This window comes from Paraburkholderia sp. EG286A (assembly GCF_040965375.1).
Lineage (GTDB): Bacteria > Pseudomonadota > Gammaproteobacteria > Burkholderiales > Burkholderiaceae > Paraburkholderia.
The window spans coordinates 1-12,517 of the sequence record NZ_JBFRCB010000001.1 but is presented as its reverse complement, the minus strand read 5'-3'; the positions used below and the strand labels follow the sequence as shown (position 1 = coordinate 12,517).

Below are 12,517 nucleotides of genomic sequence, written 5' to 3'. Positions count from 1 at the left end.
GACCGTGCGCCGCTCCGTGTTGCCGCCGTGGCTCGCGGTGACCACATAGCGGCCGCTTAAAAACCCGTGCTTTTCGCGCCCACATGCAAGAAGGCCGTCGCCCGCGCGCGGCGGGAGACGGCCTTCGTCACTGCATGACGGCGCGTCGCGACCGCGACTACGCCATCACTGCGGAATCATGCCGGTCAGCACATAAGCCTGAATCAGCGTCACCACGCCCACGACAGCCGCGAAGAACAGGCTGTGACGCAAGGTGAAGCGGAACAGCGACGACTCCTTGCCGACGAGGCCGGTTGCCGCGCAGGCCACCGCGATCGACTGCGGCGAAATCATCTTGCCGCTCACGCCGCCCGAGGTGTTGGCCGCGACGAGCAGCGTATCCGACACGTTGATCTGGTGCGCCGTGGTGTGCTGCAGCGAGCAGAACAGCGCGTTCGACGACGTATCGGAGCCCGTGAGGAACACGCCGAGCCAGCCGAGGAACGGCGAGAAGAACGGGAAGGCGGCGCCGGTCCCCGCAAGCGCGAGGGCGAGCGTGGACGACATGCCCGAGTAGTTCGCGACGAACGCGAAGGCGAGCACGAGACCGATCGAAAGCACGGGGCGGCGCAGTTCGCCGAGCGTCTCGCAGAACGCGGCCACGGCAGCGCGCGGCTTCATGCGCAGCAGGATCGCGGAGAGGATCGCGGTGATCATGATCGCGGTGCCCACGGCCGAGAGCCAGTCGAGCTTGAACACGGCTTCGTACGGCTTCGGCGAGGCGACGATCGGCGCCGTGCGCACCACGAGCTGGTCGAGGCCCGGTACGTGCAGGCTCAGAATGGTGCCCGCGAGCGGACCCTTCGCGGCGAAGAGCGCCTTGAACGGCTTGATGCTCCACACGGTCACGATGGCCGTGAGCAGAATGAACGGCGACCACGCGCGCACGGTCTGCGCGATGCTGTACGGCGACGCCTTGCGGCTCGAAGCCGCCGCACGCGAACTGCCACCGCCGAAGCCGCCCAGCGCGGCGGCACCGCCGCTCACCTTCACGCTCGTGCCTTGCGTGGCCCGGCGCGGCTGCCACACGTTGAGGAACGCGGCGAGCGCGACGAGGCTCACGAGCGCCGAAGTGATGTCCGGCAACTCGGGCCCGATGTGGTTCGACGTGAAGTACTGCGTCACGGCGAAGCTGCCGCCGGCCACGAGCGCGGCGGGCCACGTTTCCTTCACGCCGCGCTTGCCGTCCATGATGAAGACGAGCCAGAACGGCACGAAGAGCGAGAGCAGCGGCAGCTGGCGGCCCGCCATCGCGCCGATCAGGAACGGATCGATACCCGTCACCTGGCCCGCAACGATGATGGGAATTCCCATCGCGCCGAACGCAACCGGAGCGGTGTTGGCGATCAGGCACAGGCCCGCGGCGTAGAGCGGCTCGAAGCCGAGGCCGACGAGCAGCGCCGAGGTGATCGCCACCGGCGCGCCGAAGCCCGCCGCGCCTTCGAGGAACGCGCCGAACGAGAAGCCGATCAGCAGCAGCTGCAGGCGCTGGTCATCGGTGATCGAGAGCACCGAGGCGCGGATGATCTCGAACTGTCCCGTCTTCACGACGATCTTGTAGAGGAACACCGCGGTGACGATGATCCACGCGATCGGCCAGATGCCGTAGGCGAAGCCGAAGCCCGCGGAAACGAGCGCCTGGCGCACGGGCATGCCGTATTCGAAGATCGCCACGGCGAGCGCGAGCAGCAGGGTGATCGCCGCGGCGACATGGCCCTTCATGCGCAGGCCGGCGAGCGCGACGAAGAAGAACAGAATGGGAATGGCGGCCACGAGCGCGGACAGCCACAGACTGCCGAGCGGTGTGTAGATCTGGTACCAGGGTTGCACTACGGTCTCCTCCGATGATGCGGGTAGAAAATTTATGTAAGGCCGCCAGGCTTGCTTTGAGCGTTATTTCGCAGGCCTGACGACATGAACGCTATTGCGGCTGGTCGCGTTCGCGCAGCAGGTCGTGCAGGCTGCGCGGGGCGGGCTTGAGCGGCGTGCGATGCTGCGTCCAGCCCATTTGCTGCGAGGGCGCGAGGCCGCGCAAACGCGTCACGGCCCAGCGCAGCGCACGGTAGGCGCGCGGATGCGCGAACGCGCCGCTCCAGAAGCGCCAGATGAACTGCTCGCTCCGGCTGTGATTCGCGCCCTGGCCGCGCAACGGATGCGCGACGCTTTCCTCGGGGTCGCGGTTCGCCTCGGTGCGCAGGCGCACGAGCAGCTGCGGAATCGGAATGCGCACCGGGCAGACTTCGCCGCATGCGCCGCACAGGCTCGAGGCGGTGGGCAACTCGGCGGTCGCGTCGAGTCCGAGCAGATGCGGCGAAATGATCTTGCCGATCGGCCCCGGATAGGTCGTGCCGTACGCGTGCCCGCCGATGCGCGTGTACACCGGGCAGTGGTTCATGCACGCGCCGCAGCGGATGCATTGCAGCGTGGCGCGCAATTGCTCGTCGGCGTAGGCCTGGCTGCGGCCGTTGTCGAGCAGGACGAGATGCACCTCGCGCGGGCCGTCTTTCTCGCCTGCGCGGCGCGGGCTGCTGATCAGGTTGAAATACGTCGTGATGGGCTGGCCCGTGGCCGAGCGCGTGAGCAGGCTCGAAAGCGGCACGATGTGCTCGAGCTTTGCTACCACCTTTTCCATGCCCATGATCGCGATATGCACGTCGGGCACCGTGGTGGAAAGGCGGCCGTTGCCTTCGTTTTCCACGAGCCAGAGCGTGCCCGTGTCGGCGGCGGCGAAGTTCACGCCGGAAAGGCCGATCTGCGCATCCACGAAGGCGCGGCGCAGCGCGCGGCGGCCCGTTTGAATGAGCGCGTCCACGTCCTCGGTAAAGGGCGTATCGGGAATGTGCTCTTCGAACAAGTGCCCGATGTCGCCCTTCGTCTTGTGGATGGCGGGCATCACGATGTGCGAGGGCTTCTCGCCCGCGAGCTGCACGATGTACTCGCCCATGTCCGATTCGATGCAGTCGACGCCGCGCTCCGCGAGGTAATGGTTGAGCTCGATTTCCTCGCTCGCCATCGACTTGCCCTTGATCACGCGCGTGGCCGAGTGACGCTGCGCGATGGCATGGACGATGCGGTTCGCCTCGTCGGCGGTCTCGGCCCAATGCACCTGGATGCCGTTGGCGCGCAGCTTCGTTTCCAGTTGCTCGAGCAGGACAGGCAGGCGCGCGAGCGCATGCTGGCGCACCGCTTCGCCGAGGTCGCGCAGGGCTTCGAGTTCGTCCGCCTCGGGGAACTGCGCGGCGCGCTTGCCTTGCAGGAAGTCCATCGCGCCGCGAAAGCTCTTGCGCAGCTGCGGGTCGTCGAGCGCCGTGCGAGCGCGCAGGCGGAATTGCTCGGTCGGGACGAAATGAAGCGTGTTTTCCTGCGAGGTCTGCGTGGTCGTGCTCATTCGGCGGCTCCGTGCTGCACATTCGTTTCGCGAGCCTCATCGGTCACGACGACGACCCACAGGGCGCGGGGGCCATGCGCGCCATAGGCGGTGGTCTGCTGGATATCCGAGGTCTTCGAAGGCCCCGAGATCATCACGAGATTGGTGGGCATGCCGTCACGCCAGCGCTCCGCGGCCACGGCGGCATGCAGGTCGGCGTGCAGTGTGTTCGCGTGGATCAGCGCGACGTGCAGCGGCGGCACGAGCGAGACCGTGCGCGGTGCGTTCGCGTCCGGTGCGACCACGAGCGTGCCCGTCGCCGCGAGACCCGAGCGCGTGACGGTGAAGCCCGCGTCGACGGTGTCGAAGAGTTCGGCCTTCCACTGCTCGATCGGCTGCGCGTAACTGCGCGCCTGCACGGCGGCCGGCAGCGCTGCGGTGAGCGCCTGGCCTTCGGCGCAGGCGGTGTCGAGCAGCAGGCTGCGCACGCCTGCCGCTGCGAGGCGCCCGGCGAGTTCGATGGCCCACGTTGCGGCGCTCGCGCAGATCACCTCGGCGTGCGCGGCCTCGAGCATGCGCTGGAACTGCGCGATGCGTTGGTTCAGCACTAGCGGGGCGAGCGCCCGGCGTCCGTTGAAATGCGCGTCGATGCGTGCGTCGAGCGCTTCGAGCGTCGTGGCGGGCGCGGCGGGCGCATGGCTGCGCAGGCGTTGCAGCATGCGCGCCCGCGCGCTCATCGTATCGAGGTTCATGCGGCCTCCCCGCCGGTGCGGCGCCAGAGGAACGAAGCGAGGTGCTCGACGGCGAGCGGCGCGCCTTTGTGCGCCGCCGCGTGGCCGATGTTGAGCAGGCACCCGCAGTCGGCGGAAACGAGGCGCTCGCAGCCCGTGGCGCAGGCGGAGGCGATCTTGTCGGCGACCATCGCGCCGGAAATGTCCGGGTGCTTGAGCGAGAACGTGCCGCCGAAGCCGCAGCATTCCGATTCGCGTTCGTGCTCGATGCGCGTGATGCCCGGCAGCGCATCGACGACTTCGACGCCGTGCACGCGCGTGCCCATCTCGCGCCGCGCGCCGCAGGAGGTGTGCAGCACGACGCGCTCGTCGGGCTGGCGGACGGCACCCTGCGCGCCATACGCGTTGAAATCGACGCCCAGCACGCGCACGAGGAATTCCGTGAGTTCGTACACGCGCGCCGAGAGTCCTTCGGCGCGCGCGCCGTTGGCGGCGTCGCCGTCGAACAGCGCGGGCCAGTGGTGGCGCATCATGCCCGCGCACGAACCCGAAGGCACGATCACGGGCCAGGGCTTTTCGAAGAGTCCGAGTTGCGCGAGCGCGACCTCGCGCGCCTGGCGCGGGTTGCCGCTGCTGTACGCAGGCTGGCCGCAGCAGCTCTGGCCGCGCGGGAAATGGACCGTGAGGCCTTCGCGTTCGAGCAGCTTCACCGCGTCGAGGCCGGCTTGCGGCACGAACAGGTCGACGAGGCAGGTGGCGAACAGATAGACGTCGGTGGGGCGCTCGGTGGGGTATTGCCGTGGCTTCATGTCTCGCTCGGTGTCTTGGCGCGCTTTCGTGCTCCTTCCCCGGGACCGGGGCCGGGCAGCTTGGAGACGAGCGCTGGTTTGGGCGCATAATTCCCGCTTCGGGCGAACGGTTCAAACTGGTTGGACCACTTGCCGCAGGCTAGAACGAGACTCGGGTATGACAATGAGGGACAGGGCAGGCGCGCGCGGGCGCGTGGAGACCGTGATGCGTCAGATGGAGACGTCGCTGCTCGACGGCACCTGGCGCGCGGGAGCGAAGCTGCCTTCCGAGCGCGTGCTCGCACTGGAATTCGACGTGGCGCGCAACACGGTGCGCGAGGCGATCCAGCGGCTGGCCGCGCGCGGCCTCGTGCAGAGCCGGCCGGGCGCGGGCGTGTTCGTCACCGACCAGCTGCGCACGGGCTTTGCTTCGCCGTGGGGGCAACTGGTGGCCGATCATCCGGCCTTGCGCGAAGACATCCTCGAGTTTCGCCGCGTGCTGGAAGGCGCGACCGCGTATTTTGCGGCGCTGCGCGCGAGCGACGAGGATCTCGCACGCATTCGCGCGCTGATGCAGGAGCTGGAGCGCACGCGCGAAGTGGACGACAAGGCCGCCGAAGCCGACACCGATGCGAAGCTGCACGAAGTGATCGCGCAGGCCTCGCACAACGCGATGTTCCTGCACCTGCACACGAGCGTGCTGGGGGTGCTGCGCGAGCACATCACCATCAACGGCACCGGTCTGCGCGTGCAGAACGAAGACGCGCCGGACCAGTTGCTGCTGCAGCACCGCACGCTGTGCGACGCGATCGTCGCGCGGCGTCCCGAGGAGGCGCGCACGGCGATGCAGACGCACATCGACTTCGTGCGCACGCGGGTGGGAGAGGAGATCGGCTGGCCGGAAAGTGGTCCGACCAGTGACGATGCGCCGCGCGCCGCGCCAGCGGCTGCGGCAGCGCAAGCGGGTAAGCCGGCGCGCAAAGCCGCGCGCAAGGCGCCTCTCAGCGCAAAGGAAAAGCCTGCGGCTCGCGCCGGGCGCGCGAACGCTGCTAAAGTCGGCTGATCGGGCCGACGGGCCTCATTCCGGGCCGCACGCCGTACCCGGCCGCATGAGCAGGAGGAACAGATGAACGAACGCGCCGCGCAAATCGTAGCGTTGAGCGCCGTGACGCTGACCGTCAGCGACATCGCGCGGTCGGTGCCCTTTTACGAGGCGCTCGGCTTCGTGCAGCGAGCCGGGCCGGCGGTGGCGGGCTTCGCGTCGTTCGAACTGGGCGGCGCGGCCGGCGTCTGCTATCTGAACCTGCTGGAGGGGCCGCACGGCGCGGTGAACGGCTGGGGCCGCGTGATCGTCTACGTCGCCGACGTGGACGCCTTCTACGCCCACGCGCTGGCGACCGGCGCCCGGCCCGAATTCGCGCCGCGCGACGCGCCGTGGGGCGAACGCTATTTTCATCTCGTCGACCCGGACGGCCACGAGCTGAGCTTCGCCAGGCCGCTCACCTGAGCCGCCACAATGCATTTGAAATATTCGTGACACTCGCTGCGCCGATAGTGGCGCGAGTTGACAGCATATCGACCAAGGAGAGAGTCGCCATGAATGAACTGGACCGCACGATGCACGCCGAACATACGGATGCGCAGCTGCAGGAAGCCGAACTGCATCGCCGCCGGCGTCTGAACGAAGAGCTCATCGACGCTTACGACGAAGAGCTCGAAATGGAGGTCGACGACCGGCTGCAGGAAAGCGGCCTGCAGATCAGCGACGAGGCGCGTGCGCTGCGCCGCGTCTATTTCCGCGAGCTGATCCGCCTGCAGGGCGAGCTCGTGAAGATGCAGGACTGGATCGTGAGCACGGGTCACCGGCTCATCGTGATCTTCGAGGGACGCGACGCGGCGGGCAAAGGCGGCGTCATCAAGCGCATCACGCAGCGCCTGAACCCGCGCATGTGCCGCGTGGCCGCGCTGCCCGCGCCGAACAACCGCGAGCGCACGCAATGGTATTTCCAGCGCTACGTGCAGCATCTGCCGGCGGGCGGCGAGATGGTGCTGTTCGATCGCAGCTGGTACAACCGCGCGGGCGTGGAGCGCGTGATGAACTTCTGCACCGACGACGAATACGAAGAGTTCTTCCGCTCGGTGCCCGAGTTCGAAAAGATGCTCGTGAGAAGCGGCATCCAGATCGTCAAGTACTGGTTCTCGATCACCGACGACGAGCAGGAAGTGCGGTTCCAGAGCCGCATCGACGATCCGCTCAAGCAGTGGAAGCTCTCGCCGATGGACCTCGAAAGCCGCCGCCGCTGGGAGGCCTACACGCACGTGAAGGAAGTGATGCTGCAGCGCTCGCACATTACCGAGGCGCCGTGGTGGGTCGTGCAGGGCGTGGACAAGAAGCGCGCGCGCCTGAACTGCATTAACCATTTGCTGAGCCAGGTGCCGTATCACGAGATCGAGCACCCGCAAGTCACGCTGCCGGCGCGCGTGCATCATCCGGATTACATTCGCCAGCCGGTGCCGCAGGACATGTTCATTCCGGAGATTTATTGAGGGGTTGCCCGCTTTCGCAGCAATCAATCAAAAAAGCCGCGCTCCCCTCCCAGGGAGCGCGGCTTTTTTCTGGTCCTTTCGCGCTCAGAACACGTGCTTGAACACCCAATAGAGCGCACCAGCCAGCACGATCGAAGCGGGCAGCGTGAGCACCCACGCCATCACGAGGCTGCGCACCGTATTCCATTGCAGGCCCGAGCCGTTCGCGGCCATCGTGCCCGCCACGCCCGAGGAGAGCACGTGCGTGGTCGAGACCGGCAGACCGTACACGTCCGCCGCACCGATCGTCACCATCGCCACGACCTCCGCGCAGCCGCCCTGGCCGTAGCTCAGGTGCTGCTTGCCGATGCGCTCGCCCACCGTCACCACGATGCGCTTCCAGCCCACCATCGTGCCGAGTCCCAGCGCGATCGCCACGGCCACCTTCACCCATGTCGGGATGAATTTCGTCGCGTGGTCGATCTGGCTGCGGAAGTTGTTGATGGACTTCAGGTCGTCGGCCGAGAAGGGCACCACCTTCTGCTTGTCGAGCAGGCGGATCGCTTCGGAAACCACGTACATGTTGTTGCGCACGTTATCGACGACCGATTGCGGCACTGCCGCGAGCGAGCCGTAGCCGCGCACCTGTTCGGCCACCTGGTTCGAGAGCGCGGCGAGCGCGGGCACCGTCGTGCTCGACAGCGTGCGGCGGCCGATGAAGCGTTCCACCTCGGCGCGCGGATCGGCGGGCGCGGCCACGCCGTTCGTGTAGCGCTCGAGCGCGCGGGTGGCGTCGTGGGCGACGGCGATGAAGGTCTGCGTCTGCTCGGCCGTCACGGCGCGGTTCAGCGCATAGGCCGTGGGCACCGTGCCGATCAGGATCAGCATGATGAGGCCCATGCCCTTCTGGCCGTCGTTGGAGCCGTGCGCGAACGACACGCCCGTGCAGGTGAGGATCAGCAACGAGCGGATCCAGAACGGCGGCGGCTCCTTGCCCTTCGGCGCCGAGTAGAGGGCGGGCACGCGCACGACGGCCTTGAGGATCAGCAGCAGCAGGCCGGCCAGCAGGAAGCCGATGATCGGCGAAAAGAGCAGCGACTTGCCCACGCCGAGCGCCTGGCTCCAGTCCACGCCGCTCGTGCCGTTCGCGCCGTGCATGAGCTGGTTCATGAGACCCACGCCGATGATCGAGCCGATCAGCGTATGCGAGCTCGACGAAGGCAGGCCGAAGTACCACGTGCCCAGGTTCCAGATGATCGCGGCAATGAGCAGAGCGAACACCATGGCGAAACCTGCGCTGCTGCCTACCTGCAGGATCAGCTCCACCGGCAGCAGTTGCAGGATGCCGAAGGCCACCGCGCCGGTGGACGTGAGTACGCCGAGGAAATTCCACGCGCCCGACCATATCACGGCGATATTGGGCGAAAGCGAGTGCGTATAGATGACGGTTGCGACCGCATTCGCGGTATCGTGGAAGCCGTTCACGAACTCGAAACCGAGCGCGATCACGAGCGCGATGCCGAGCAGGATCCAGGGCATCGCCGAGCTTTCGCGCACCGGCGAGAGGTCGTCGGCGAGATGCATCCCCACGTACACGGCGCCTGCGGCGATGACGACGAGGAAGGCGAGCAGGCTGGCGTTGCGCCCGCGTGCGGGGGCGGTGCCCGGTTGCGGTGACAGGGAAAATTCTGGCATGGCAGGCGGGCTCCTGGGGGAGGGAGTGGGCAAAGGTTTCGCCTCCGATGCTGAACCGCCCAGGTGTCCGTTTGATGACGGATTCGTGCCAGCCATGCCCGATGCATGCCCGACAGACCGGCGCCCCATCGAATCGCGCCGTCAGCAAGAGGATTGCGCAGATGCCAAAACGGGTTCTTTCGCTGCGTCTTCTGGTGCACCGCTGGGCCCACGGGCGGGCGAAGGCGGCGACGCGCCTGATCGGCAACTATCCCTTCTTCGCGGGGCTTTCCGGCACGCTCGTGGCGACGGTGATGGCGATCCTCACCTACGCGGCGCTCTACGAGGGCCGCGCCGAGGAGTTGCGCCACGCGCAGGAGAACTCGCGCAACCTCGTGCAGCTCATCAGCAACGACATTGCCCGCAATGTCGAGATTTACGACCTGTCGCTGCAGGCCGTGGTCCAGGCAGCGCAGCAGCCGCAGACCTGGAGCATGCCCGAGGCGCTGCGCCAGCGCGTGCTGTTCGACCGGGCGACGGCGGCCTCGAGGCTGGGCGGGGCCTATGTGATCGACGCCACGGGCCATGTGAAAGCCTCGCACAGCAACGCCTTCGACGCTTCAGCCACCGGCATTTCGTTCGCCGACCGCGATTACTTCGTCGCGCAGCAGCGCGACCCGCATGTGGGCCTGTTCTTTTCGAAGCCGTTCCATTCCCGCCTGCGCGGCGGCGCGCTCACGATCGGCCTCACGCGCCGCATCAACGCGCCCGACGGCTCGTTCGCGGGCGTCGCGCTGCTCGGGGTGCGCCTCGACTATCTCGATCAACTGCTCGAGCGCATCGACCTGGGCCCGGGCGGCCACCTCTTCATCCTGATGCGCGACGGCACGCTGCTCGCGAGCAAGCCGCCCTCGATGCGCGGCGCCGGCTGGAGCTACGCGGACCTGCCGAATTTCGCGTTCTTTTCGCGTCGCGACGCCGGCACCTATACGTCGCACTCGGCAATCGACGGGGTCGAGCGCATCTACACCTTTGCGCACGTGGGCAACTCGCCGTTCATCGTCGTCGTGGCGCCCGCCGTAGGGGACGTGCTCGCCGGCTGGCGGCGGCGCAGCTATATCGCGCTCGTGATGACCACAGTGTTCGGCGGCGCGTGGGTTGCGGTGTCCTGGATGCTCGCCTTCGCGCTGCGCGACAAGGTGGTGGCCGAGGGCAAGCTCGTGCGCCTCGCCGTCACCGACCCGCTCACGGGTCTCGCGAACCGCCGCGCGCTCGACAGCCGTCTCGCGGAGGAGTGGCATCACGCGGTGCGCGAACGCACGCCGCTTTCCGTGCTGTTTTTCGACATCGACCACTTCAAGCTCTTCAACGACACCTACGGACACGCCGCCGGCGACGAGGTGCTGGTGTTCGTGGCCGGGCGCATCGCTGCAGGATCGCGGCGCGCAACCGATCTCGCCGCGCGCTTTGGCGGCGAAGAGTTCGCGGTGGTGCTGCCGGGCACGGCGCTCGACGCCGCGACGCGCATGGCGGAGAAGATCCGCAAACGCATCGAGTCGGACAATCTCACGCTGAGTGGTACGCACCATGGGTGCGTGACGGTGAGCGCGGGGTGTGCGAGCTGCAATCCGCCGGACGGCGGCAGCGGCGCGAAGCTGCTGGCCGCCGCCGACCGCCTGCTCTACGAGGCCAAGGAAGCGGGCCGCAATCAGGTCCGGTCACAGCAATGGACGGGCGAGGGGGCGCAGCCGCTGGTGGATTCCGAAGCCGGAAGCCGAGGCCGCGATGCACCCGCAACGCGAGGCTGAGGCGCGCCGGCTTGCGTGCGGCGCGCGACGCCCGCCATGCCGTTCAGCGCGCGGACTTCGACAGCCGGTGGCCGAGGCCGAGGTTCGAGACGATCTGCCAGGTATAGACGCGCGAATAGTGCACGCCGAACTGGCGGCCGATCAGCTCGCGCACGCGGCTGTTGGTCCACGCATCGCTCGCAAAGCCATGCTCTCGCGCGGAGCCGTGCAGGGCGCTCGCGATCCAGCCTAGCGCGGCCTGATCGAGCACTGAAGGCCGGCCACCCACGCTCATTTGCTGGAGCGCTGCAAGGCCGCCGTCCTCGACGATGGACTTGTAGCGCCTCACCGTCTGGGCGGAAAGGTGGAGTGAGTCGGCGACGCTATTCACGGTCGCGCCTTCCATCAACATCTGGCCGGCGGCCATTCTTCTCGCGACGCTCGGCAGGTTCTCGGTTCGGGTAAGCATGTGTTCACTCGTCGACGAAAGATTCCGGACACGCGGCAATGCGGATGTGCCGCTCCTGTAACCCTTCCTGCAAGCGGGTCTTGTCGCTTGCCATGGATCCGGCGCCGGTGCGGTGACGCGGGAACCATGACGGACGGCGAAATCGACGCCCGGTGAAGGGCGCTTGTTGCGAAACGCCTCGGTGTTCCGCAGCGGATATTAATAATTGTTTTTGTAGGGAATGTGTATAGCTAGCGGAAAAATAGTCTGCTTGACTTGTGGATAATCCTGAACTAATGGGAAAAAACAACCGACTCGCGTGGGTCAACAATGCGCGCCGCCATTTCGCGTCGATCCCGCAATGCGAAGTTTGCTCCCATTGCAGCCGTTTAACCTGACTTAATTGCTCAAACATTGGAAAGCAACACTTGGCCTTGTTTTGTATGACTAATTCAGTATTCAGCATATATTGAGTTGAATCGGTCTTATCCAATATGAATTAAATGGCCGAGGTCGCACCTTTAGATGTTTGTTAGCGTTTTTGACCTGCGCGATAAGAAATTGGCGTGATCCGGCGCAGATGATGACGGCGATGGGGCAATTTCGGGGAGTGATTTGCTTTTTTTGTGCAGAATGTTTTCGCAAACATTTCGAATCGATTGCAATGCGGATTGGATTCGAATGAACGAATGCAGAATGCCGGATTCGCCGCGCAGCGTATCGTGTGGCGAAACGGGTCCCTGAATCCCGCGGGCCGCCAAATGCGTCTGTGCGCTTCGTCAAACGATGCGCGGCATGGGCGGCGGCCCGCTTTCTGGCCGCTGCGGATGAATCAAGAACTCGATGAAAAGGTAGGTCGTTTGCTGCGCCGCGCTGCGAGCCGGCGCTCGCTCGTGCCGTACGGCGCGTTTCATGCCCTGTTCGCGGGCGACGTGCCGTTGCGGGTGCGTTACGAAAAGCTCGAGGCGGCCGCGGCCGCGTTGTGCGAGCCACGCGAGGCCGACTATGCCTCGCTGCTCTCGACCGATTTGGGCCTGCCCGGCCCGGACTTCTATACACGCTTCAAGCGCTTGCATACCGAGCGCTACTACGAAACGCTCGGCGCGGACCGGCATCGCATGCTGCGGCTTGCCGAAAAGCGCCAGCTCGCCAACGAG

11 protein-coding genes and 1 pseudogene are annotated in these 12,517 nt (G+C 66.5%); 5 read left to right on the top strand and 7 right to left on the bottom strand.

The window, feature by feature from the left end; genetic code table 11:
* Nucleotides 1–165: 165 nt before the first annotated feature.
* The 4 genes from AB4Y35_RS00060 to AB4Y35_RS00045 all read right to left on the bottom strand — a co-directional run bounded on the left by AB4Y35_RS00060 (nucleotide 166) and on the right by AB4Y35_RS00045 (nucleotide 4,946).
* Nucleotides 166–1,869, bottom strand: coding sequence for a lactate permease LctP family transporter (locus AB4Y35_RS00060; protein ID WP_368702885.1), 1,704 nt, complete (start codon nucleotides 1,867–1,869; stop codon nucleotides 166–168).
* A 91-nt stretch (nucleotides 1,870–1,960) separates the two neighbouring features.
* Nucleotides 1,961–3,427 carry a LutB/LldF family L-lactate oxidation iron-sulfur protein gene (locus AB4Y35_RS00055; RefSeq protein WP_368702884.1) on the bottom strand — a complete coding sequence of 489 codons (1,467 nt, stop codon included), beginning with the start codon at nucleotides 3,425–3,427 and terminating at the stop codon, nucleotides 1,961–1,963.
* Complete coding sequence (locus tag AB4Y35_RS00050; RefSeq protein ID WP_368703807.1) at nucleotides 3,424–4,143, bottom strand: lactate utilization protein C; 720 nt, start codon at nucleotides 4,141–4,143, stop codon at nucleotides 3,424–3,426. Before AB4Y35_RS00050 ends, AB4Y35_RS00055 begins: the two co-directional genes overlap by 4 nt.
* Nucleotides 4,144–4,154: 11 nt before the next feature.
* Complete coding sequence (locus tag AB4Y35_RS00045; RefSeq protein ID WP_368702883.1) at nucleotides 4,155–4,946, bottom strand: (Fe-S)-binding protein; 792 nt, start codon at nucleotides 4,944–4,946, stop codon at nucleotides 4,155–4,157.
* Nucleotides 4,947–5,151: 205 nt separating this feature from the next.
* On the opposite strand from AB4Y35_RS00045, the pseudogene AB4Y35_RS00040 reads away from it, so the two are divergent.
* The 3 genes and pseudogenes from AB4Y35_RS00040 to ppk2 all read left to right on the top strand — a co-directional run.
* Nucleotides 5,152–5,805, top strand: a pseudogene (locus tag AB4Y35_RS00040) (FadR/GntR family transcriptional regulator); the annotation flags it as partial.
* Nucleotides 5,806–6,051: 246 nt separating this feature from the next.
* On the top strand, nucleotides 6,052–6,432 hold the full coding sequence (locus AB4Y35_RS00035; protein WP_368702882.1) for a VOC family protein: 381 nt from the start codon (nucleotides 6,052–6,054) through the stop codon (nucleotides 6,430–6,432).
* Nucleotides 6,433–6,521: 89 nt separating this feature from the next.
* Complete coding sequence (ppk2, locus tag AB4Y35_RS00030) at nucleotides 6,522–7,472, top strand: polyphosphate kinase 2 (protein WP_368688480.1); 951 nt, start codon at nucleotides 6,522–6,524, stop codon at nucleotides 7,470–7,472.
* An 84-nt stretch (nucleotides 7,473–7,556) separates the two neighbouring features.
* On the opposite strand, the gene AB4Y35_RS00025 is transcribed toward ppk2, so the two are convergent.
* A complete protein-coding gene (locus AB4Y35_RS00025; RefSeq protein WP_368702881.1) occupies nucleotides 7,557–9,146 on the bottom strand; it encodes an inorganic phosphate transporter in 1,590 nt (529 codons plus the stop codon).
* Between the two features lie 161 nt (nucleotides 9,147–9,307).
* Between AB4Y35_RS00025 and AB4Y35_RS00020 the strand changes: the two genes are divergently transcribed.
* A complete protein-coding gene (locus AB4Y35_RS00020) occupies nucleotides 9,308–10,933 on the top strand; it encodes a diguanylate cyclase (RefSeq protein ID WP_368702880.1) in 1,626 nt (541 codons plus the stop codon).
* Nucleotides 10,934–10,976: 43 nt separating this feature from the next.
* Here AB4Y35_RS00020 and AB4Y35_RS00015 read toward each other — a convergent pair whose 3' ends face one another.
* Both AB4Y35_RS00015 and AB4Y35_RS00010 read right to left on the bottom strand, forming a co-directional pair.
* Entirely contained in the window at nucleotides 10,977–11,381 is a 405-nt protein-coding gene (locus AB4Y35_RS00015; RefSeq protein WP_028202557.1) for a helix-turn-helix domain-containing protein, read from the bottom strand.
* Nucleotides 11,382–11,385: 4 nt separating this feature from the next.
* Nucleotides 11,386–11,853 (bottom strand): hypothetical protein, encoded by a 468-nt coding sequence (locus AB4Y35_RS00010; RefSeq protein WP_368702879.1) that lies wholly within the window; start codon nucleotides 11,851–11,853, stop codon nucleotides 11,386–11,388.
* A gap of 334 nt (nucleotides 11,854–12,187) precedes the next feature.
* Between AB4Y35_RS00010 and AB4Y35_RS00005 the strand changes: the two genes are divergently transcribed.
* On the top strand, nucleotides 12,188–12,517 hold a 330-nt coding region (locus AB4Y35_RS00005; protein WP_368702878.1), incomplete at its 3' end, for a hypothetical protein.

Bases quoted from the DNA above. Each gene is read 5' to 3' on its own strand.
- AB4Y35_RS00055 (WP_368702884.1), bottom strand. From the start codon at position 3,427: ATGAGCACGACCACGCAGACCTCGCAGGAAAACACGCTTCATTTCGTC.
- AB4Y35_RS00050 (WP_368703807.1), bottom strand. From the start codon at position 4,143: ATGAGCGCGCGGGCGCGCATGCTGCAACGCCTGCGCAGCCATGCGCCC.
- AB4Y35_RS00045 (WP_368702883.1), bottom strand. From the start codon at position 4,946: ATGAAGCCACGGCAATACCCCACCGAGCGCCCCACCGACGTCTATCTG.
- AB4Y35_RS00035 (WP_368702882.1), top strand. From the start codon at position 6,052: ATGAACGAACGCGCCGCGCAAATCGTAGCGTTGAGCGCCGTGACGCTG.
- ppk2 (WP_368688480.1), top strand. From the start codon at position 6,522: ATGAATGAACTGGACCGCACGATGCACGCCGAACATACGGATGCGCAG.
- AB4Y35_RS00025 (WP_368702881.1), bottom strand. From the start codon at position 9,146: ATGCCAGAATTTTCCCTGTCACCGCAACCGGGCACCGCCCCCGCACGC.
- AB4Y35_RS00020 (WP_368702880.1), top strand. From the start codon at position 9,308: ATGCCAAAACGGGTTCTTTCGCTGCGTCTTCTGGTGCACCGCTGGGCC.
- AB4Y35_RS00015 (WP_028202557.1), bottom strand. From the start codon at position 11,381: ATGCTTACCCGAACCGAGAACCTGCCGAGCGTCGCGAGAAGAATGGCC.